At 67.5% G+C, this 20,213-nt stretch carries 18 protein-coding genes and 1 riboswitch; of the genes, 6 read left to right on the top strand and 12 right to left on the bottom strand.

The genetic code is table 11. The annotated features are described in order from the left end of the window. Nucleotides 1–14 precede the first annotated feature (14 nt). Nucleotides 15–1,766 carry a DUF3556 domain-containing protein gene (locus BKN37_RS07550; RefSeq protein ID WP_071023992.1) on the top strand — a complete coding sequence of 584 codons (1,752 nt, stop codon included), beginning with the start codon at nucleotides 15–17 and terminating at the stop codon, nucleotides 1,764–1,766. Between the two features lie 63 nt (nucleotides 1,767–1,829). Here the strand turns inward: BKN37_RS07550 and BKN37_RS07545 are convergent, their stop codons facing one another. After that, on the bottom strand, nucleotides 1,830–2,708 hold the full coding sequence (locus BKN37_RS07545) for a crotonase/enoyl-CoA hydratase family protein (protein ID WP_071023990.1): 879 nt from the start codon (nucleotides 2,706–2,708) through the stop codon (nucleotides 1,830–1,832). Nucleotides 2,709–2,886: 178 nt separating this feature from the next. On the opposite strand from BKN37_RS07545, the gene BKN37_RS07540 reads away from it, so the two are divergent. From BKN37_RS07540 to BKN37_RS07530, 3 genes are read left to right on the top strand one after another with little or no spacing between them, the layout of a single operon-like run. Further along, nucleotides 2,887–3,693 (top strand): MerR family transcriptional regulator, encoded by an 807-nt coding sequence (locus tag BKN37_RS07540; protein WP_083341650.1) that lies wholly within the window; start codon nucleotides 2,887–2,889, stop codon nucleotides 3,691–3,693. 18 nt (nucleotides 3,694–3,711) lie between these two features. After that, a complete protein-coding gene (locus tag BKN37_RS07535) occupies nucleotides 3,712–4,053 on the top strand; it encodes a VOC family protein (protein WP_071023980.1) in 342 nt (113 codons plus the stop codon). 1 nt (nucleotide 4,054) lies between these two features. After that, entirely contained in the window at nucleotides 4,055–4,531 is a 477-nt protein-coding gene (locus BKN37_RS07530) for a hypothetical protein (protein WP_071023978.1), read from the top strand. A gap of 98 nt (nucleotides 4,532–4,629) precedes the next feature. On the opposite strand, the gene metE is transcribed toward BKN37_RS07530, so the two are convergent. From metE to BKN37_RS07515, 3 genes are all read right to left on the bottom strand, one after another. Next, nucleotides 4,630–6,900, bottom strand: coding sequence for a 5-methyltetrahydropteroyltriglutamate--homocysteine S-methyltransferase (gene metE, locus BKN37_RS07525; RefSeq protein WP_071024044.1), 2,271 nt, complete (start codon nucleotides 6,898–6,900; stop codon nucleotides 4,630–4,632). Between the two features lie 138 nt (nucleotides 6,901–7,038). Then, nucleotides 7,039–7,275, bottom strand: a riboswitch (cobalamin riboswitch). A gap of 105 nt (nucleotides 7,276–7,380) precedes the next feature. After that, nucleotides 7,381–8,028, bottom strand: a complete 648-nt coding sequence (locus tag BKN37_RS07520) for an SDR family oxidoreductase (RefSeq protein ID WP_071023976.1) — start codon at nucleotides 8,026–8,028, stop codon at nucleotides 7,381–7,383. Between the two features lie 29 nt (nucleotides 8,029–8,057). Continuing rightward, nucleotides 8,058–8,780 (bottom strand): sensor domain-containing protein, encoded by a 723-nt coding sequence (locus BKN37_RS07515; RefSeq protein ID WP_071023973.1) that lies wholly within the window; start codon nucleotides 8,778–8,780, stop codon nucleotides 8,058–8,060. A gap of 509 nt (nucleotides 8,781–9,289) precedes the next feature. Between BKN37_RS07515 and BKN37_RS07510 the strand changes: the two genes are divergently transcribed. Next, the gene (locus tag BKN37_RS07510) at nucleotides 9,290–10,276 is read left to right on the top strand and encodes an LLM class flavin-dependent oxidoreductase (protein WP_071023971.1); all 987 of its coding nucleotides are present in this window, start codon (nucleotides 9,290–9,292) and stop codon (nucleotides 10,274–10,276) included. Between the two features lie 9 nt (nucleotides 10,277–10,285). Beyond that, nucleotides 10,286–11,377, top strand: a complete 1,092-nt coding sequence (locus tag BKN37_RS07505) for an NAD(P)H-dependent amine dehydrogenase family protein (protein WP_071023969.1) — start codon at nucleotides 10,286–10,288, stop codon at nucleotides 11,375–11,377. A gap of 90 nt (nucleotides 11,378–11,467) precedes the next feature. Here BKN37_RS07505 and BKN37_RS07500 read toward each other — a convergent pair whose 3' ends face one another. The 8 genes from BKN37_RS07500 to BKN37_RS07470 all read right to left on the bottom strand — a co-directional run. Further along, a complete protein-coding gene (locus BKN37_RS07500) occupies nucleotides 11,468–12,106 on the bottom strand; it encodes a maleylpyruvate isomerase family mycothiol-dependent enzyme (protein WP_083341653.1) in 639 nt (212 codons plus the stop codon). Next, entirely contained in the window at nucleotides 12,033–13,025 is a 993-nt protein-coding gene (locus tag BKN37_RS27660) for a lipase family protein (RefSeq protein WP_242657141.1), read from the bottom strand. The genes BKN37_RS07500 and BKN37_RS27660 overlap by 74 nt, the downstream gene beginning before the upstream one ends. Nucleotides 13,026–13,465: 440 nt before the next feature. Next, nucleotides 13,466–14,344 carry a mycofactocin-coupled SDR family oxidoreductase gene (locus BKN37_RS07495; protein ID WP_071023964.1) on the bottom strand — a complete coding sequence of 293 codons (879 nt, stop codon included), beginning with the start codon at nucleotides 14,342–14,344 and terminating at the stop codon, nucleotides 13,466–13,468. A 331-nt stretch (nucleotides 14,345–14,675) separates the two neighbouring features. Beyond that, the gene (locus BKN37_RS07490; protein ID WP_071023962.1) at nucleotides 14,676–15,980 is read right to left on the bottom strand and encodes a TetR/AcrR family transcriptional regulator; all 1,305 of its coding nucleotides are present in this window, start codon (nucleotides 15,978–15,980) and stop codon (nucleotides 14,676–14,678) included. A gap of 123 nt (nucleotides 15,981–16,103) precedes the next feature. Beyond that, nucleotides 16,104–17,390 carry an amidohydrolase family protein gene (locus BKN37_RS07485; RefSeq protein ID WP_071024042.1) on the bottom strand — a complete coding sequence of 429 codons (1,287 nt, stop codon included), beginning with the start codon at nucleotides 17,388–17,390 and terminating at the stop codon, nucleotides 16,104–16,106. Between the two features lie 168 nt (nucleotides 17,391–17,558). Continuing rightward, on the bottom strand, nucleotides 17,559–18,254 hold the full coding sequence (locus tag BKN37_RS07480; RefSeq protein ID WP_083341648.1) for a DUF3298 domain-containing protein: 696 nt from the start codon (nucleotides 18,252–18,254) through the stop codon (nucleotides 17,559–17,561). An 81-nt stretch (nucleotides 18,255–18,335) separates the two neighbouring features. Beyond that, nucleotides 18,336–19,619 carry an MlaD family protein gene (locus BKN37_RS07475; RefSeq protein ID WP_071023960.1) on the bottom strand — a complete coding sequence of 428 codons (1,284 nt, stop codon included), beginning with the start codon at nucleotides 19,617–19,619 and terminating at the stop codon, nucleotides 18,336–18,338. After that, on the bottom strand, nucleotides 19,616–20,213 hold a 598-nt coding region (locus BKN37_RS07470), incomplete at its 5' end, for an MCE family protein (protein ID WP_207547216.1). The genes BKN37_RS07475 and BKN37_RS07470, both read right to left, overlap by 4 nt.

Raw genomic sequence — 20,213 nt, 5'->3', positions numbered from 1 at the left:
CTAATCTGTCGGCCATGGGATTTCTCAAACAGGACACCCCGCAGATCGACTTCGAGGAATGGAGCAAGGGCACCCGCGCCGAGAAGATCATCCCGATGGCCCGGCACTGGGCCGAGGTCGGGTTCGGCACCCCGGTGCTGCTGCACCTGTTCTACGTCGTCAAGATCGGCCTCTACATCCTCGGCGGCTTGCTGATCGCACTGACCACCGCCGGCATCGACGGCTTTACCAATGTCGCGCACTGGTACGCCGAGCCGATCGTGTTCGAGAAGGTCGTGCTCTACACCATGTTGTTCGAGGTGGTCGGCCTGGGCTGCGGCTTCGGGCCGCTGAACAACCGGTTCTTCCCGCCGATGGGCTCGATCCTGTACTGGCTGCGGCCCGGCACCATCCGGCTGCCGCCGTGGCCGAACCGGATACCGCTGACCGCCGGTGACCGGCGCACCCCGGTCGACGCGCTGCTGTACGGCGCGCTGCTGGTGCTGCTGGTGATCGCGCTGTTCTCCGACGGCACCGGACCGGTCCCGGCGCTGGGCACCACGGTCGGGGTGCTGCCGGCCTGGCAGATCTGGGCGGTGCTGGGTGTGCTGGCGGTGCTGGGGGTGCGCGACAAGGTGATCTTCCTGGCCGCCCGCGGCGAGGTGTACGCCTCGTTCACCGTCGCCTTCCTGTTCACCGGCTACGGGGTGGACATGATCCTGGGCGCCAAACTGGTGTGTCTGGTGATCTGGCTGGGTGCGGCGACGTCCAAACTCAACAAGCACTTCCCGTTCGTCATCTCGACGATGATGAGCAACAACCCACTGTTTCGGGCGCGGTCGATCAAACGCAAGTTCTTCGAACACTTCCCGGACGACCTGCGGCCGGGGCGCCGGTCACGCTGGCTCGCGCACTTTTCCACGGTCATCGAGGGACTGGTGCCGCTGGTGCTGTTCTTCGGCCACGGCGGCTGGCCCACCGCGATCGCCGCGTTCATCATGCTGTGCTTCCACTTCGGCATCCTGTCGGCGATTCCGATGGGGGTGCCGCTGGAGTGGAACGTTTTCATGATGTTTTCCGTGCTGGCGCTGTTCGTCGGCCACCCGGAGGCCGGGCTCGGTGACCTGACCACGCCGCTGCCGATACTGCTGTTCGCCGTCGTCGCGGGAACCGTTGCACTCGGAAACCTGTTCCCGCGCAAGGTGTCGTTCCTGCCGGGCATGCGCTACTACGCGGGCAACTGGGACACCACGCTGTGGTGCATCAAGCCGTCGGCCGACGAGAAGATCGCGCGCGGCATCGTGGCGATCGCCAGCATGCCCGCCGCCCAACTGGAGAGGTTCTACGGCAGCAAGGAAGCCGCCCAGATCCCGATGTACATGGGGTATGCGTTCCGCGCCTTCAACACTCACGGCCGGGCACTGTTCACCCTGGCACACCGCGCCATGGCCGGCCAGAACGAGGACGACTACGTCCTGACCGACGGTGAGCGGATCACCAGCACCGCCATCGGCTGGAATTTCGGCGACGGACACTTCAGCAACGAGCAGCTGGTGGCGGCGCTGCACAAGCGCTGCCGGTTCGAGCCCGGCGAGGTGCGCATCGTGATGCTCGATGCGCAACCCATCCACCGGCAAACCCAGCAGTACCGGCTCGTCGATGCGGCCACCGGGGAATTCGAGCGGGGCTACGTCCGGGTGGCCGACATGGTGACCCGCCAGCCCTGGGACGACGATATCCCGGTGCACGTGGACTCGGCTGCGGACGTCCCCGACCGCCGCGGGTGAAGTTAGGTTCACCGTCGCGGCGTGAGCGTGAACCCAACTTCACGTTCGGCCGGGGACGGGCGGCTACCCGCCCCGCAGCCACTCGTCGTAGAACGGGGGCAACTCGGAGGCGCGCCCGGTGAACCGCGGGTCGCGCTTTTCCAGGAAGGCGCGCACCCCGTCGTCGCCGTCGCCGATGCTGGTGTAGAACATCGCCAGCGAGTCCACCCGGTGCGCCTCGATCGGGTGGGGTTGGGCCGAGTTGCGGTAGAGCATCTGACGCATCAACGCCACCGACACCGGCGACCGGTTGCGTGTCCAGGCGTCGGCCAGCGCCCGAGCCTGAGTGAGCAATTCGTCCGGCTCGTACACGGCCTGGGCCAACCCGACGCCGTGCGCGGTGGCGGCATCGAGGATGTCGGCGCGATACACCAGATCCAAAGCCGTTGGCATGCCCACGATCCGGGGCAGAAACCAGCTCGAACAGGCCTCCGGGACAATACCCAGCTTGCCGAACACCAATCCGAACCGTGCCGTGGTCGACATCAGGCGGGCGTCCATCGCCAGCGTCATCGTCGCGCCGATCCCGACCGCGGCGCCGTTGATCGCGGCGATCACCGGTTTCCGGCAGGCGTAGATCGCCAGCGTCACCTGGCCGCCGGTGTCGCGGACCCGACGCAGCTCGGGATCGTCGGGGTCGGCCATATCGGCCAGTGACGGGGACTTCGACCCGTCGAGCCCGAACACGTTGCCCTCACTGGACAGGTCCATTCCGGCGCAAAAGGCGCGGCCCTCGCCGGTGACGATCACCGCGCGGATCGAGTCGTCGTCGTTGACCGACACGAAGGTGCGCTCCAGCTCCGCGGCCATCTCGACGGTGAACGCGTTGAGGTTGGCCGGGCGGTTGAGGACGACGGTCAGGATGCCGTCGTCGACGTCGTGGCGGATCGTGGTGAAGTCCATGGCTGCTCCTCTGACGGGTTCGGTCACCCGAGATTAGTGGCCGGTCCGCCGGAGCGGGCCCGGCGGCACCGAACGTGCAGCTACGGCGAAGTTTTCGCGACTTTTCCGCCGTGGACGCACGTTCGGCGAAAAATCGGGTGTTGACCCTGCCCCTAGGGGAGACTCCACACTCAACCCCGTGCCGACACTGTTACCCATCGGGGACTTCTCCCGAATGACCTATCTGACCGTCAAAGCGCTGCGGCTCTACCACGACCGGGGCCTGCTGACCCCGGTCCACATCGATCCGTCCTCCGGCTACCGCTACTACAGCCCCGATCAGCTGCCGATCGCCCAGGTCATCCGCCGGCTGCGGGACCTGGGCATGCCGCTGGACGAACTCACCGAGGTGGTGCACGCCGACGACGTCACCGACCGCAACCGCGCCATCGTCGCGCATCTGCAGCGGCTGCAGGACAGCCTGGCGCAGACCCAGGCCAGCGTGGCGTCGCTGCAGGCGCTGCTGGAAAACCCAGGTGGCCCAGGCGAGGTCGGCTACCGATCGGTGCCGGCGACGCTCGCGGCCGCCGTCGTCGACCAGGTCGAGATGGCCGACCTGGACGACTGGTGGTCACAGGCGTTCGCCGAACTCGACACCGCGGTCGGGGGCGCCACCGGGATTCGCGGCGCGCTGTATTCCACCGAGTTCTTCGAGGCCGGCCGCGGTGAGGTGACCGCCTTCCGGCCGGCTCGGGCGTTGCCGGCGGGCCGCGGCCGGGTGCAGTCACTGGAGGTGCCGGCGGCCGAGCTGGCGGTGGCGCTGCACCGCGGGTCGTTCAACGAACTCGACCGCACCTACGCCACGCTCGGCACCCACGTCGCCGAACGCGAACTGGGGGTCGACGGGCCGATCCGCGAGTACTACCTGGTGTCCGGGTACGACACCGACGACGAGGCGGCGCACCGCACCGAGGTGTGCTGGCCGATCTTCCGTACCAAATCCTGACTCACAAAGGAGTTTTCGATGCACATCACGCTGTATGCCGTCACATTCGACTGCGCCGACGCGGACAAGCTGGCGCGGTTCTGGTCCGAGCTGCTGCGCCGTCCCCTGGACGACGGCGCCACCGCCGAATTCGCGTCGATCGGCATGTCCGGCGAGCAGGACGCTCCGCACCTGGTGTTCGTGCAGGTGCCCGAAGCCAAACAGGTCAAGAACCGGGTGCACGTCGACCTCGTCGCTCACGACTTCGGCGCCGCCGTGGAGCGGGCCGTGGGGCTCGGGGCGACCCGGCTGGCCGACCGCTACCGCTGGACCACGTTGACCGACCCCGAGGGCAACGAGTTCGACATCGTGGCGGCCTGACATGTCGCCGCTGGCAGACGCGCTGATCAGCGCCGGGCCGATCGCCGAGCATGCCGAGGCGATGGCCCTGTACGGCTGGCTGGTCGGCCGCTGGGACCTGGACATCACGGTGTACGACCAGGACATTCGTCGCCTCACCGGCTGGATGGCGGCGGACTGGGTGCTCGATGGCCGGGCCGTCCAGGACGTGTGGCACGCGGAGGGGTTTTTCCACGGGACCACGCTGCGGGTCTACGACCCGGCGATCGACGCCTGGCACATCCAGTGGACCGCGCCGCAGCTGGGCATCCGGCTCACCCAGCTGGGGACAGCCGACCCGGAGGGGATCGTGCAGGACGGCACGCTGCCCGACGGCTCCGCCATCCGGTGGAGTTTCCGCGACATCGGCCCGGACGCGTTCCGGTGGCGTGACGAACGCAGCCGCGACGGGAGCACCTGGCAGGTGTACCAGGAGTACCGGGCCGCCCGCGTGTCGTGACGCCCCCGTTTCGCCGAACGTGCACTCAGGGCGGGATTTTGGCGATTTTTCCGCCCTGAGCGCACGTTCGGCGAGCGAGGGGAGGCGAGGGGAACGGGTTAAGCCCCCGGCCGGACCTCGCTGGCCGCCGCGACCATGTTGCGCAGCGACGCGGTCACCTCGTCGACACTGCGGGTCTTCAGGCCGCAGTCCGGGTTGACCCACAGCCGCTGCGCGGGCACCGCCCGCAACGCGGCCTGCAGCGAGTCGGCCATCTCGGCGGTGCTCGGCACCCGCGGAGAATGGATGTCATACACCCCGGGCCCGACGCTGTTGGAGAACCCGACCGCGTTCAGGTCGTCGAGCACCTCCATGTGCGAGCGGGCCGCCTCGATCGAGGTGACGTCGGCGTCCAGGTCGGCGATCGCCCCGATCACCTCACCGAACTCCGAGTAGCACAGGTGGGTGTGGATCTGGGTGGAGTCGGCGACCCCGGAGGTAGCCAACCGGAACGCGCCGACCGCCCAGTTCAGGTAGGCCTCCTTGTCGGCGTTGCGCAGCGGCAGCAACTCGCGCAGCGCCGGCTCGTCGACCTGGATCACCGCGATGCCCGCGTTCTGCAGGTCCACCGTCTCGTCGCGGATGGCCAACGCGACCTGGTTGGCGGTGTCGGCCAGCGGCTGGTCGTCGCGGACGAACGACCAGGCCAAGATCGTCACCGGCCCGGTCAGCATGCCCTTGACCGGTTTGTCGGTCAGCGACTGCGCGTAGGTGATCCAGTCCACCGTCATCGGGTGCGGGCGCGCGACGTCGCCGTAGAGGATGGGCGGGCGCACGCACCGGCTGCCGTAGGACTGCACCCAGCCGTTTTGCGGGGCGAAGAAGCCGTCCAGCTGCTCGGCGAAGTACTGCACCATGTCGTTGCGTTCCGGCTCGCCGTGCACCAGCACGTCGAGGCCGAGCTGTTCCTGCAGCTTGATGACGTCGGCGATCTCGGCCTTCATCCGGCGGTCGTACTCGGCCTGGTCGATCTCGCCGGACCGCAGCGCGGCGCGGGCCTTGCGGATCGCCGTGGTCTGCGGGTAGGAGCCGATCGTCGTGGTCGGCAGCGGCGGCAGGTGCAACCGGGCGTCTTGGGCCTCGCGCCGGGCCGCGGCCGGGCCGCGCTGGGCACCCGAGGCGGTGATGGTGTCGATGCGGGCGCGGACCTGCTCGTTGCGCAGCCGCGGATCGCTGCGGCGCGACGCCACCGCCGCGGCCGAGGCCGCGATCTCATCGGCGACCGCGTCCCGCCCGTCGCGCAGCGCCCGCGCCAACACCACCACTTCGCTGACCTTCTCGGCGCCGAACGCCAGCCAGCTGCGCAGGTTGTCGTCCAGGCCGGTTTCGGCGGCCAGGGTGTAGGGCACGTGCAGCGTCGAGCACGACGTCGACACGGCCACCGCCGCCGCACTCCCGCGCAGGGTGGCCAGCCGGCTCAGCGCCGACTCCAGGTCGGTGCGCCAAATGTTGCGCCCGTCGACGACACCGGCCACCAGCGTCTTGCCGGCCAGTTCCGGCACCGCGGCCACCGCGGTATCCGGTCCGTAGACCAGGTCGACGCCGATCGCCTCGACCGGGGTCCGGGCCAGCGCGGGCAGCGCGGCACCGGGGTCCCCGAAGTAGGTGGCGACAAAGATCGCGGGCCGCTTGGTCACCGACCCCAGCGCCGTGTAGACCCGCTCCGCCAGCGCGAGCGCGTCGGCGGAAATGTCGGTCACCAGCACCGGCTCGTCGAACTGGACCCAGTTCGCCCCGGCCGCGGCCAGCAGGCCCAGCAGTTCGGTGTAGAGCGGGATCAGCTCGTCGAGGCGGTCGATCGGTGCGCCCGCACCGCCCACCGCCTTGCTCAGCAGCAGGAAGGTGACCGGGCCGATGACCGCCGGGCGGGCGGGAACACCCAGTTCCAGGGCTTCTTTGAGCTCACCGACCACCTTGGCCGGGTTCAGGCCGAACCGGGTGTTCGGCCCGATCTCGGGAACGATGTAGTGGTAGTTGGTGTCGAACCACTTGGTCATCTCCAGCGGGGCGATCTCATCGGTGCCCCGCGCGGCGGCGAAGTAGCGGTCCAGCTCGTCGGCGACACCGGCTACCCGGTCCGGCAGCGCGCCGAGCAGCACCGCGGTGTCCAGCATCTGGTCGTAGTAGGAGAACGTATTGACCGGCACCGAGTCCAAGCCGGCGTCGGCCAGCGCCGACCAGGTGTCGCGGCGCAGCGTGGCGGCCACGTCCTGCAGGTCGCCCTGGGTGATCCGGCCGGCCCAGTAGCGTTCGGTGGCACGTTTGAGTTCGCGATTGGGGCCGATACGCGGCGAGCCGGTAATGGTGGCAGTAAACGGTTGAGCGGTCACAAGGTCGTCCTTCACTCGCGGGTGTGGTCACCGCCGGCGGACGCGCAGCCGAGCCGGTCGCGGTGCGCCTGCCGACACAACACCTGCAACCGGGACGGCCATACGCCCATTCCACGAGGCGATGAGCCGCCGGGCGCGGCGCGCCCGGCGCAGCTGGCAGGTCTTCGGACTCACAGGCGCGTATCCGGATGGATACCCCTACTGGCCGTCGCTTCCCAGTCTTTTGACCAGTGCTGTTGACGGCGGTCGTTCCTGCATACCGCTGCGGGACAGTCCCGGATTCCCACCGGGTTCCCTCTCGCGACGCATACGCTTCGCTCGATGCTCACCCCGCCGTTGCGACGGCGTGAGCAGACCAGCTGTGCCGTCGAGATTACTCGGTCGGTCAGCCCGCCCGCACACCCCGCCGAGTGGGAATTTCGCGACCGACACGCCGTCGGGAGCGTCGCCGGATTCCCGCTCGCCGAGCGGTGTGGGCCGTTAGTCGCTCAGCGCCTCGGCGATGGGAACGTCACCGTCGTTGAACTCGATGGTGCGGTGAATGGTCGTGTTGTCGGCCAGGGTGGCCGCGACCACCAGCGCAACGTTCTCCCGCGACACCTCACCCTTACCGGCCTCGGGGCCCAGCGCGATGCGGCCGGTGCCGGGCTCCAGGGTGAGCCGGCTGGGCCCGAGCACCGTCCAGTTCAGGTCGCTGGCACGCAGGTGGGCGTCGGCGGCGGCTTTGGCCTCGGCGTACGGGAAGAACGAATCGCCCTCGGGCACACCGTGGTCGGGTCCGGCACCGAAGTAGGACACCATGACGAACCGGCGCACCCCGGCCTGGGCGGCGGCGTCGACGGTCCGGATGGCGGCGTCGCGGTCGACGGCGTAGGTGCGCGCCGGGTTACCGCCGCCGGCGCCGGCGGAGAACACCACGGCATCGTGGCCGGTGATCAGCTCCGCCAGCGCGTCGGTGTCCAACGTCTCGATATCGGCCACCACCGGGGTGGCGCCGGTCGCGGCGACGTCTTGGGCGTGGTCGGGGTTGCGGAACACCGCGCTGACCTGGTCGCCGCGCTCGGTCAGGATGCGGGACAACAGCAGGGCGACCTTGCCGTGGCCGCCGATAACGACGATGCGTGCCATGTGTCCCGACGCTACCTGTCGCCGGCGATTCAGCTGATATTGCGCTGGATGGCGTGCGCGAGTCCGGTGCCGTAGCCGCCGGCGTTTTGGCCATCGGAGCCGTCTTTGCACACCACGACGTCGACCACCACGTCGGATTTGATCGTCATTGCGCGGTCGCACGACGGGGCACCTGGTGCGCTGGATTCGAGTCCGGTCAAGACCAGGGTGTCCCCGTCCTTACCGGGCGATTTGCCGGGTGCGGTGAACTTGCGATGCGCCGTGGTGCCGTCGCCGTAGTCGGCGGTCACCTGGGTGAACTTGCAGCCGCCCCAGGCGGTGAACTGCTGATCGAGGAAGGCTTGGGCCGCCGCGGCATCCGGGAATTTCGCCGCCGCCTGGATGACGCTCGTCGCGACGGTGTTCCCAGGACCGCGGAACCCCTGCACGGCGATCCCGGTGAACCCGGAGCCGTCATACGCCGTGGTCGTTGCCGGCGCGTAGGCGCTGGCACAGTTCGACGGCGTGACTGTCAGGTTCGCGAGGGGTGCGCTGCCCGACTCGTTGTTCGAGACGGTCATCGTGGTTTTCATCCGCGAATTGATCTCGTCGGGGGTCAGCAGCAAGCCGCTGAGACTGGTGCCGGCGGCCTTCGACGACGACGTCGGGGCACTGCTCGTCGACTGCCGACTGCTGGGGGCCGCCGAGGCGTTGACGGAGGTTGACGGACCGGCGGGGGTGGTGTCGTCGTCGGATCCGACCGCGACGGCCACGACGATTCCCGCTACCACGATGACGGTCGCCGTAATCCCAGCGATCAGCAACTTGAGCCGCTGGTTGGGCCGGCGCGGCCCGCCGGGAGATGGGTATCCCGGCTGTTGTGGACCGCCGGGCGGGGGACCGTACTGCCACCCCTGTTGGACGCCGAAACCACCGGGTTGCTGACCGCCAAAGCCACCGGGTTGCGGACCACCGAAGCCAGCATTTGACCAGGGATCATGAGGGCCACCTGGATAGCCTTGCGGCGGAATACTCATCGGTGATCGACCCCCTATCGGACCGCGCCGCTGATCCATCAGCCGCAGGACACGGTGAGCATAACGAACATCGGATTCGCGGCGGCGGTGATTGGTGCCGGGCCGGGCTGGCCCCGGTGGGCGGTGGAACCTACGCGCGGACACCACCAGGTGGGAACAAAAATTAGGTATTGTCTAGGTGTCGGCTTGGGTTCAATCCCCGAAGGAGCTTTTGTGGTGCGTGACCCGCTCGATCCACGGCACTGATGTTTACCCTGCGCTTCGACATGCGGGCGCCTGAGTCGGGGGCCCCGACCACCGAGCTCTACGCCGCCGCTATCGAGATGTGCGCGTGGGCGGAGAAGCGGGGCGCTATCGCCGCCGTGCTTTCCGAGCACCACGGTACCGAGGATGGCCACCTGCCGGCCCCGCTGCTGCTCGCGGCGGCGATCGCCGCCCGAACCGAGCGGTTGGCGATCATGCTGGCCGCCGTCGTCCTGCCGTTCTGGGATCCGGTGCGGCTGGCCGAGGAGATGAGCGTGCTGGACATCATCAGCAACGGACGGGTCTCCTACGCTTTGGGGATCGGCCACCGCGCAGCGGAATACGAGCATTTCGGCGTCGACCTGCGCCGGCGCGGACAGCTGGCCGACGCCAAGCTGGCGTTGCTGCTGCGGTTGCTGCGCGGTGAGCCGGTCAGCCACCAGGGCCGCCGTATCCACGTGACGCCGCGGTGCGTGACACCCGGCGGCCCGCCCATCATGCTCGCCGGTGGCAGTCCGGCGGCAGCCAAGCGGGCGGCCCGACACGGGCTGGGGTTGCTCGCCCAGGCCAATCCACCTGGGCTCCGGCAACTCTACGAGTCGCAATGCCGTGCCCACGGACACGAACCGGGGCCGGCGCGGTTTCCCGACGGCGACGCGCCGACCACCGTGTTCGTCGCCGACGATGTGGACAAGGCCTGGCACGAACTCGGGCCGTACCTGCTTCATGACGCGATGACCGCGGCGGCCTACCGCCACGGCGACGAATCGGTGGCCAGCATTTCCCGTGCCACCAGCGTGAACGCATTGCGGACAACGCCAGGGCCTTACCGCATTTGGACGACTGAGCAGGCGATCACCCAACTGCGCGGCGACGCTAGCTTGCCGCTGCTGCCGTTGTGCGGGGGACTACCGCCGGGACTGGCCTGGCCCTACCTGGAGAACGCGGCATCGGCCGTCGCACACGCGGACCCAATGACCCAGAACTGAGGAGCAGACGTGCTCGAGAATCCAACTCGAATCGTCGTATGGTCGACCGGCGGTGTCGGGACTATCGCGATTGACGCGATCCAGGGTCGCCCGGATTTGGAACTCGTCGGGGTTTGGGTGCATTCGGAAGACAAGGTTGGCCGTGACATCGGCGAACTAGCCGGCGTTGCCCCACTCGGGATTACGGCGACCAACGACGCCGCGGAGCTCATCGGCCTGCAGCCGGACTGCGTGGTGTACGCCGCGAGCGGGCCCGGCCGCGACGCCGCCGCGGTGCCCGACTATCTGCGGCTGCTGGAGGCCGGCATCAACGTCGTCTCCACGAGTTCGACCAGCCTGGTGTACCCGCCGAGCTACTTTCACCCGCAGTGGCGCGAACAGCTCGAGGCGGCGGCCACCGCCGGTGCCGCGTCGTTCTACGTATCCGGTATCTTCCCCGGGTTCGGCTCCGATCAGCTGGCGCTGCTGCTGGCCACCCAGTCCAAGACGATCCGGACCGTGACGGTGCGCGAGATCGCGCTCAATGACCACTACCCGGTCGCCGACGTCATGATGGACGGCATGGGATTCGGCCGACCGTTGGAGTTCAAGCCGATGCTGAGCACCCCGGGATTCATCGAGATGGCGTGGAGCGCACCGATTCACCTGATGGCCCGGGGCTTCGGGGTCCAGGTGCAGGAGATCCGCGGCTCGCTGGGCCGGCGGGTCACCGACCGCGATATCGAGGTCGCCTTCGGGACGATTCCGGCCGGAACGTGCGGCGCGGTGTGCACCCGTGCGGCCGGCGTCATCGACGGCCGGGAGGCCATCGTGGTCGAGCACATCATCCGGATGGCACGGGACGTGGCCCCCGACTGGCCGACCTCAGACTGCGACGCCACCTACCGGGTAGACATCGACGGTGAACCGGACATCCACTGCGCGATGACGCTCGGTGATCCTGAAGGCCATGGCGCCGGCCGCGGCGCGATGGCGGCGACCGCGATGCGCGTCGTTAACGCCGTGCCCTACGTGGTGGAGGCGGCGCCGGGACTGCTGAGTTCGCTGGACCTGCCGATGACGCTGCCCCGGCACGTGTTTGGTGGCGTGCAAGCCGGCTGATGAGTGAGGTTTCCGACTCATCGGTGCTCGTCGGGCACCTGCTTGCGCTTGCCATGGCCGATCAGATACTGGAAGACCTTGCACCGTGAACTAGTCTGCACCTAGTCGGTGGCGCAGCAGGGGCAATCCGGGTCCTTCGAGTTCATCAACGAGCACGGCGCGGCCGGCGATGGTCATCATTAGCGCGGCCGTGGAACCGCGGACCTCGACTCCGGTCCGCCAGGTTCGATCAACGTCGGTGGCGTGCAGCGAAATGCCCCGCAGGAGCCCCAGCGGTACGAAGCCGAAGGGCCACGGTCCGGTCAAGAAGTCCAGTGCGAGCGAGGCGCGAGCAGGATCGGGCTCAAATGGCAGGTCGAGGGGAATCGTGATGTCGCCGCGGTGGACCAAGACATCGGCCAGCGGGTCGAGGGGACCGAATAGTGGTGGACTCAGATGATGATCGGCGTTCTGCCGCAAACTGGTAACAATCTCGTCGGCTGGCAACCGTGCGCGGCAGCGGGCGAGGCCATCGACGGCGCGCGCCATGCTTGCCCGGCGCAGGGCCGTGCCCATGAACACCCAAAAGCTGTCGGCGAAGACGCTGACCAGGTGCGCGGCTACGGTCTTGATGTCCCAGCCGGCGCATAGGCTGGGTGTGGCCAGCTGCGCATCGTCAAGGGTGTCGAGCAAATCGGCGATCTGCCGCCGCTCGTCGGCGACGGCGGCGAAGATCACGTCGCGGTCCAGCCGCATGGCGCTGCCACCTCCTCTGCGGTCCATCCAGCTGTCGCCCTAACGCGACCTTCACCACGATCCATACAACCCGACACAGTCCAGCGACCGTTCGCGGAGAAAGCAGCAGAGCCGTCGTCTGGGGACCGGGATACCCATTGGGTTCTCCGGCAAATCGGTCCGCAATCCAACGCAGCGCCAACGGAGTTGAGAGGGGATACAACAGCGCGTGTTCACTGAGCCGGTCGCGCAGATACGTCACCCGCGCACCCTGATCTTGATAACTCTCGACCAGGGTATCGATATGTCGGACGTTGATGAATTGATCGTGGATCGCCTGTACCACTAACAACGGCATCGCCGGCGCGGCCTGGCCGAGTCGCAGCTCGCCAAACATCTCGAGCACCTCCGGCATGGCGAGGATCTCATCGAGCGGGCAGTCCAGGTAACGCGCAGTCTCTCGCAGACCGCACCGGAACAAGGCGCCGACCATCGTCGTGCCTTCCAGCCTGGTCAGCAATGCCTGCCCCGACGCGTTGGCGTGTGTATGCACGATCCGCTGCAAACCCGGATATTCACGAACCAACGCTGCCAACGCCAAGGCTGGCAGACCCGCATACAGTGATCCGTCCAGGTCCCGGAAGATTTCGCCAGGATCGCCGACCGGCGCACCGAGCACCGCCCCGACGATATTCAATTCAGGCGCATAGCTGGCCCACAACTCCGCCACCCAACTTGACGCTAGCCCACCGCCGGAATACCCGCACAGCGCGACCGGTGCCGATCGCGCGACGCCGGCCGGCTCGAAACCCTGGGCTGCCCGAATTCCGTCCAAGACGCAATATCCCGGCTCCCGTGGTGCCGTCCAGCTGCCCCGCGCGCCGCCGTGGTCAGGGACGAGCACCCGCCACCCCTGGGCTAGGGCGCACGCCATCGGCACGTACTCCCACGCCGGCGCACCGCCGAAAACCTTGGCTAGCTTGGCGTGACGGCGCAAGAGATACGATGGGAAACCGGTCGACGCTAGGGCATCAATCGCACATTGATACGACACAACGGGAGCCGCCGGGTCAGGCTCACCGTGCGCGGATCGGATGACCGTGGTCACCGTCGCCTGGGGTGCGCCACGCATATCGGCGGTGCGGTACAGCAGTTGGTACGCGACGACCCGCTGCGCAACGATACCCAGGAAGCCCAGCCGAACCTCGCGGGACCGCAGCACCGTGCCAGGTGCCGATGTTTCGAAGCCGTCGGGTGGTTGGCAGAAAGGATCCTGGCCCGGCGGAAGCGGGCGCCCGAAGTCGACCTCGTGTGCAGCCGGAAATTCGACTGGGGTCCAACGAGACTCAGTCATCGGCTAGTGCGCAGGATGCGCTATCGGCCCGGACCGTTGGGCCACTTCAGCAGTGAGCCCGCATCGACCCGGATCTGCTGTCCGGTGATGTAGCGGGCATCGTCGCTGGCCAAAAAGACCCCGAGGTTGGCCATGTCCTCTGGCTCGACATACGGGATGGGCATGGCTTGGAAGATGGTGAACAGCGGTTCGGCGTCCTCCCGTGTGGCCTTCTTGCCCTCGGCGGTCAGATCCGGGCGGAACATGGAGTACATGCCGTCGTTCTGCAACAGGTGGGTGTTGCAGTTGGTCGGATGGATGGCGTTGATCCGGATCATCCGGGGAGCCAGGTGCAGGCACATTTCCTCGACGTACTCCATCACGATGCGTTTGCTCCACCCGTAGCCGGCGCCGCCGGGCCCCATGTTGGGGTTGTCGGTGGTGCCGCGGATCATGCCCGCGGTCGACCCCGTGACGATGATCGAGGCTCCGTTGGGCAGGTGCGGAATCGTGACGGCGACGGTGTTCATCACACCGAGCAGGTCGACATCGGAGGCGTCGACGAACTGCATCGGGTCCGGTTTGCCCATCGCCATCGGCAGGATGCCGGCGTTGGCGACGACTATGTCGATGTGGCCCAGGTCGGCCAGTCCGGCTTCGACGGCCTCGCGCAGCTCGTGCCGCTCCCGCACGTCGGCGATCCGGGCGACCACCCGGCGTCCGAGTTCCTTGACCGCTCTTTCCGTCTCGGCGAGATCCTCGGGTGTCGCCAGGGGATAGGGATTCGACTCGATCTCGCGGCAGATGTCGACCGCGATGATGTCGGCGCCTTCCTTGGCCATCGTGAGCGCGTGGGCGCGTCCCTGCCCGCGGGCCGCGCCGGTGATGAATGCGACTTTGCCGCTGAGCTTTCCGGACATGCATCCTCCATGATTGCTGGGCATGTGGTATGAACCCGCGCTTGCGCGCAAACCGAACCTATGTGATGCCGCCGGCTTAATCAATAGGTGGTGGAACAAAACTTTGGTAGGCGCATTGCGTTGCGCGAGCAGACGCAAAAGCCCCCAAACGCGAGGCGATTAGGGACTTTTGCTGGGGGCACCGCCCGCTTGCGGGGGACTGCTCGGCGATCGGCACGACACCTCTGACGGCGGCGCCGGGAGCCGGAGCGTTCGTGACTGTGCGATTTCATGCGCCCGGGCGGCGTATCGCGTATGAAAATGCACAGTCGGCGCAATTAGCGCCCTCGCGCTATGCGTCGACGCCGCGATCGGTGACTCCGCGCACCACCGTGTCGCGGGAAAGCACCAGCGCCGCCCGCGTTCCCTCGGCCGCCACGATGTTCTCCGGCATCCACAGCACGTCCATCACACACCGCGACAGCATTTCCAGGGAGGGGGTGTCGATACGGATCTCGCCCGACCGGGTCCCTTCCGACAACAGCGATTTGAGTTGTCGGAGCCGTGTGGTGAAGGCCAGGCCGGGGTTGGGGGTGTCCGGCGGCGAGTGGCGCATCCACGCCAGCTGGATCTTCCACTCGTCCGGGAACTGGTCCAAGGCGTTGATGTGGACCCAGCTCAGCGCGTCGAGTTTCTCGATGGGGGTCGCGTCGCTGCGCAGCACGGCGGCAAAGCCGCCGCCGACCTTCGTGCCGAACGACTCCATGATCGACGCCAGGAGTTCGTCCTTGGACCCGATCAGCCGGTAGACGGTACCGGTGCCCATCCCGGCCGCCGAGGCGATATCCCGGATGGTGGTGACCTCGTAACCCTTGCGGCCGAACTCGGCGCGCGCCACCGCGCGGACGTGCTCGGCTTTATCCTCGGACCCGGATGCGCGTTCTTCGGCCCAGGTCTTGATGGCGTTCTCGGCGGCCGCGAACGCGGGGGAGCGGTCCAATTCCGCATCGCCATACGGCCGACTAGCCAAGCCCTGCAACATGATGCGGCACAGGACCGCCGCGGTTTGGTCGGCGGCGGCCTTATGCCGGATGACGTCGAGCCCCACGTGCATCATCGACTGGCACATCCGGTCGGCCAGCGTCGGTAGATCGATATCCGGCCGGATATACCCACTCCATCTACCGGCGCGCAGGGTCTGCAGCATCGCCTGTTGCACCGCGGTGGGCGGCTCCCGCAGCAATTTGACCAGCTCCGGGTTGGCGCTGGGCGCCGCATAAAACGACATCTGCAGCGCGGCGCGGTGCGCCACCGCGCACCGCGCGATCGCCGTTCCCAACTCGATAATCGCCTCGGACACCGGTTGAGAACCCGCGTCGTCCAACCTGTCATGCGCGGCCTCGCCGACTCGCTCCAGGTCGGCGTGATAGCGCCGGACCAGTTCGACCAGGATTGCCTCTTTGGACTCGAAATGGTGGTACAGGCTGCCCGGGAGGATCCCGGCGGCGTCGGCGATCTCCTGCAGGGAAGTGCGCAACCCCGAGGACGCGATCAGCGCGGCGGCGGTCTGTAAGATCTCGGTGCGGCGTGTCCCATCGTCGTAGGCGCTGGCGCGGCTCGCGGAGGTTGCCGACCCGGCTGGCTTTTGCCGCCCCACGTCACCTCCCTGCTCCCGCTATCAGCCGGGATCACCCGCGCATCTACAGACCGAACATTTGGTTAAACGCTACCAGAAGGTAGCTGCGGGACTGGGTAGTTGGGCGGCGAGGGGGCGCGTACATCAGGTGCCGGTGGGCAGCTTGGCGGCGAGGTCGAGAACGGTCACGGTGTCGACGCCGGTCTTCTTGAGCCGCTCCGAGGAACGGTAGCCCAGGTCCACGTCCTGGGCCTGCGCCCGTAGCGCCCCGACCGTCGCCCGCTCGCGGGGCAGATGCCGGAACATGTCGAAGGAAAACAGCCGCAGCGCATTCTCGTGGGTGATCTTGTTGATCTCCGCGTCGGGGACCCCGTCGAGATAGCCCGCCAGCGACTCGGGCGCCAGGGGCCAGGTCGAGTCGGAATGCGGGTAGTCGCACTCCCAGGTGATCATGTCCAGGTTGAGCTTGTGCCGGCTCTCGACGCCGAACACGTCGTCGATGAAGCAAGTGACGATGCGCTCCAGGAACACCTCGCTGGGCAGCTTGTCGCCGAAGTTCTGGTGCGTCCACCCGCGGTGCATCTTGTAGACCCGGTCGATGCGCTCCAGAAAGTACGGGATCCAGCCGATGCCGCCCTCGGACAACGCGAAGGTCAGGTCGGGAAACCTGCGCAGCGTCGGCGACCAGACCAGGTCGGCCGCCGCGTTGACGATGCTCATCGGCTGCAGGGTGATCATCGTGTCGACCGGCGCGTCGACCGAGGTGATCACCACCGAGGACGACGAGCCGATATGCAGGCACACCACGGTGTTTTCGTCGCTACATGCTTGCCAGAACGGGTCCCAATGCGGATCGTGCAACGACGGATACTCCAGCTTGGTGGGGTTTTCCGAGAATGTGACGGCATGGCAGCCCTTCTTGGCCACCCGGCGGACCTCGTCGGCCATCAGGTTCGGGTCCCAGATCGGTGGCAGTGCCAGCGGGATCATCCGACCCGGGTAGGCGGCGCACCACTCGTCGATGTGCCAGTCGTTGTAGGCGCGCAGCACCGCGAGCCCAAGTTCCTTGTCCTTGGCGCGCGCGAAGTACTGTCCGCAGAACTGCGGGTAGGACGGAAAGTTCATCGCGGCGGCAACGCCGTTGGCGTTCATATCGCGGATCCGCTCGTGGATGTTGTAGCAGCCGTCGCGGATCTCGCTGAGCTTGGTGGGTTCGGCGCCGTACTCATCCGGCGGGCGGCCGGCAACCGCGTTGAGTCCGACGTTGGTCGCTTCTTGCCCCTCGAAAACCCAGGCGTCGGTGCCGTCGGTCCGCTGGATCAGCTTGGGTACGTCGTCCTTGTATTTGTCGGGGATGTGACCGTCGAACATGCCGGGCGGCTCGACGAGGTGATCGTCCACGGAGACGAGGATGTAATCGTCCATCTTCATGGCGGGCTCCTTGTGCTGTCGGTGCATTCCACGGGCAGCGACTGACGATGATGGCCGACCCGTTAGGGCAGGGTCGTGTCGACCTCATTGGACCGAACGCGTCGCATCTGTGACTCTACGGCGGAACAGATATTTGGTCAACGCCCCGCGGCGCCGCCGCTGCGGTCATCATCCTGCGATGGAACGGAATTCGGGCGCGATCTGGTCGCTTAGCTGGGCCCACGGGACCGTGACGACTTTGAGCCCGCGGCCGAATTGCACGTCGGGGAAGTGCAACTGAACACCCTCATGGGTGGGGATCCAATACCTGAAGTTGACGTCAACCGGTGCGAACTGGCCGGCGCGTCGCCAGTCACGGACGTCCTGCGCGGACGCCACGGCGGTGATATTCGCTTCGACCTGGTCTGCGAGCCGGGCCAGCCCTGCGGTCTTATCGCGAAACAGGTTGTCCCACGTGATAACGATGCCGCTGCGGGTGTCGCAGACGACACTGCCCACCGTTTGCATCGGCATGTGCGGCTCGTCGGTGTTGTATGCCCCGACGAACAGTTCGGACACCGTCGTCGCCCGCGCATCCATCGTGCCGGTCGCGTCGAACGTCCAGGGACGTTTCGTTGAGCCATCCCACGTCGCCTGTGCGACTTCACGGTTCGCCTCGGTATCAATGTGCTGGTTGATGACCGCCGCCGTTGGCGACTCATCGGCGTTGACGCGCTGATAGTGCACGGTCCAGGTCCCCAGCCCGTCGGGACTGGCGCCCGACATCGCCGCGGGCACGACCGTCGTCCCGGGATCTCCGGCGGCGGGTTCGGCCCAGGCCAAGCTCGTCAGGACGGTGCTCGTTAGTGCGAGCGCCACCAGCATCGGCGCGCCGCGCCACGTTAGGTTCATCGCAGCTCCTCTCTGGCGCCCGGCAGGATCCCGCGCGCGGGACCGCAGTGGTCGTCAACCGGGTGGGTCCGCGGGCAGCTGCACCTGCATCGGCGAGCCGCCGAACGGGGTCGGCAGCGTGGGGGCGTCGGTCGGAGCCGGGTCGGTCTGCGCCTTGGGGTCATACCCGGGCGGCGGGCCGGCCGTGTCGTCGCCGGGCGGGCGCGGTGCGTTGCGGGCGCCGCGGACCAGGACCGCGGGGTCGGGGTTCTTGCAGTAGGTGTACAGGTACGGCTCGGGATAGTTCGGCAACGCCGGCGGCAGCGCCGGAAGCCCGTAGTCGCAGCTGTAGCGGGGATACAGGTCCACGAGCACCCAGACCGCGCCGTCGCGTACCACACCGGCGAGCGCTTCCACCGCGGAGCCGCCGCGATCCGAGTTGACGAGTTCGTTCAGGGCGGGCAGCCGCACCGACGACAGCTGCGCGGTAGTGGCGAGATTGCCCAGCAGCTGCACCATCGTGTCGGAGTTGTCCTCGATGATTTTGTCCAGCGCGGTCAGTGGTCGCTGGCCGCGGTCGACCAGGCTGCGGAATCCCCCGTCCATCGAACGGGTGCCGCGCAGGATGTCGTGCAGGTTCTGCGAGGTGTGCATCAACCCCGAGTTGGTCTCGACGAGGGTGGTCAACACCGTCCGGCTGGTGCGCAACACACTGACCGTTTGGGGAAGTACGGAATCGAGGGCCGATATCAGGAACACCCCGCCGTCGAGCAAGGCCGCCAGTTTCGCGGGCCCCTGATTCGACACCCGAAGTTCGGTGGTGATGGCGGCCAGCTTGTCCGGGTCCACCTGCGCCAGCATCCCGTTGGCGTCGGCGAGCAGTTGCGCCAGTGACACCGGTACGGCGGTGCGGTGCTCGTCGAGGACGGTGCCGTCGGTCAGGGCCGGCCCGCCGGGTTGTTGGGGCTGGAAATCCAGGTATTGCTCGCCGGCCGCCGACAGCGCGGAAACCCGGGCCAGGCTATCGCGCGGCACCCTTATTCGGCTGTCGATCTCGATGGAGGCCACCACGCCGGTGTCGGTGAATCGGACCGAATCGACCCTGCCGATCCGGACGCCCCGCAGCGTCACGTCCTGATTGGCCAGCAGGCCCCCCGATTCGCGGAGTCGTACCTGAACGGCGATGGTGGACCGGACAGGGCTAATCCCCAGCGTGCCACCGACGATGTACACCGTGACGGCGATCAGGGTCACCACGATGCCGGTCACCGAGGCCGCGACGCGATGCCGGGTCAACGCCCGTACGGCGTAGACCAGCAGTCGGGCTGGGCCTTCCAGAAGTGGCCGGGTGGTCTTCATCGGGGCTGGTGCTCGGGTCCGTATATCCGGCCCAACAGCACGTTCCACTCGTAGCGGAGGCTGCCGATCATGGCGTGCCAGTCGGTGCCGTCGGGGCCGTGGATTCCGGGATCCCCGGGATAGTTTTTGTCGGGCAGCGCACCGAGCGCCAGCTGGGTGACGATTCCGACGGCGTGGACGTTGGGCCCGCTGGTGATGTGTGTGATCCCGGAGATCATCCGATTCCAACTGTTGAGGTTGAGCTCGGGGTCGGTGGAGATTTGGTTGAAGACATCCGAAAGCCGGTTGAGATCGGCGACGGTGCCGCGGCTGTCCGTCCCCTGCATCGAGGGGAAGCGGTTGATTTGGCGCGTGATCCGGCCGGTCGCTGAAACCAGGTCGGCCAGGCTCGTCGCATTGTCGGCGAGTGTTTCGGTGGCCGGTGCGGCCGCGGTGAGCACCGCGTCGAGGGTGTCACGGCGAGCCGACAGGGTGGCGGCCAGCTCGGAGGTGTCGCGCAGCGCGCCGTCGATCTGCGCCGAACGCTGGTTGAGCCGCGACAGCAGCATGTTGGAGTTATGCATCAGTGCGGCGACTTTCTCCCCGCGCCCGCCC

This window comes from Mycobacterium talmoniae, from assembly GCF_001854525.1.
In the GTDB taxonomy this organism is placed as follows: Bacteria; Actinomycetota; Actinomycetes; order Mycobacteriales; family Mycobacteriaceae; genus Mycobacterium; species Mycobacterium talmoniae.
The sequence above is the reverse complement of the archived record's forward strand: the minus strand, read 5'-3'. Positions and strand labels throughout refer to the sequence as shown.

Coding starts and splice junctions, on each gene's coding strand:
- BKN37_RS07480 (WP_083341648.1), bottom strand. CDS start 18,254: ATGCTGGTGGCGCTCGCACTAACGAGCACCGTCCTGACGAGCTTGGCC.
- BKN37_RS07520 (WP_071023976.1), bottom strand. CDS start 8,028: ATGGCACGCATCGTCGTTATCGGCGGCCACGGCAAGGTCGCCCTGCTG.
- BKN37_RS07510 (WP_071023971.1), top strand. CDS start 9,290: ATGTTTACCCTGCGCTTCGACATGCGGGCGCCTGAGTCGGGGGCCCCG.
- BKN37_RS07495 (WP_071023964.1), bottom strand. CDS start 14,344: ATGTCCGGAAAGCTCAGCGGCAAAGTCGCATTCATCACCGGCGCGGCC.
- BKN37_RS27660 (WP_242657141.1), bottom strand. CDS start 13,025: ATGGCGTGCGCCCTAGCCCAGGGGTGGCGGGTGCTCGTCCCTGACCAC.
- BKN37_RS07545 (WP_071023990.1), bottom strand. CDS start 2,708: ATGGACTTCACCACGATCCGCCACGACGTCGACGACGGCATCCTGACC.
- BKN37_RS07530 (WP_071023978.1), top strand. CDS start 4,055: ATGTCGCCGCTGGCAGACGCGCTGATCAGCGCCGGGCCGATCGCCGAG.
- BKN37_RS07485 (WP_071024042.1), bottom strand. CDS start 17,390: ATGAAGATGGACGATTACATCCTCGTCTCCGTGGACGATCACCTCGTC.
- BKN37_RS07550 (WP_071023992.1), top strand. CDS start 15: ATGGGATTTCTCAAACAGGACACCCCGCAGATCGACTTCGAGGAATGG.
- BKN37_RS07475 (WP_071023960.1), bottom strand. CDS start 19,619: ATGAAGACCACCCGGCCACTTCTGGAAGGCCCAGCCCGACTGCTGGTC.
- BKN37_RS07535 (WP_071023980.1), top strand. CDS start 3,712: ATGCACATCACGCTGTATGCCGTCACATTCGACTGCGCCGACGCGGAC.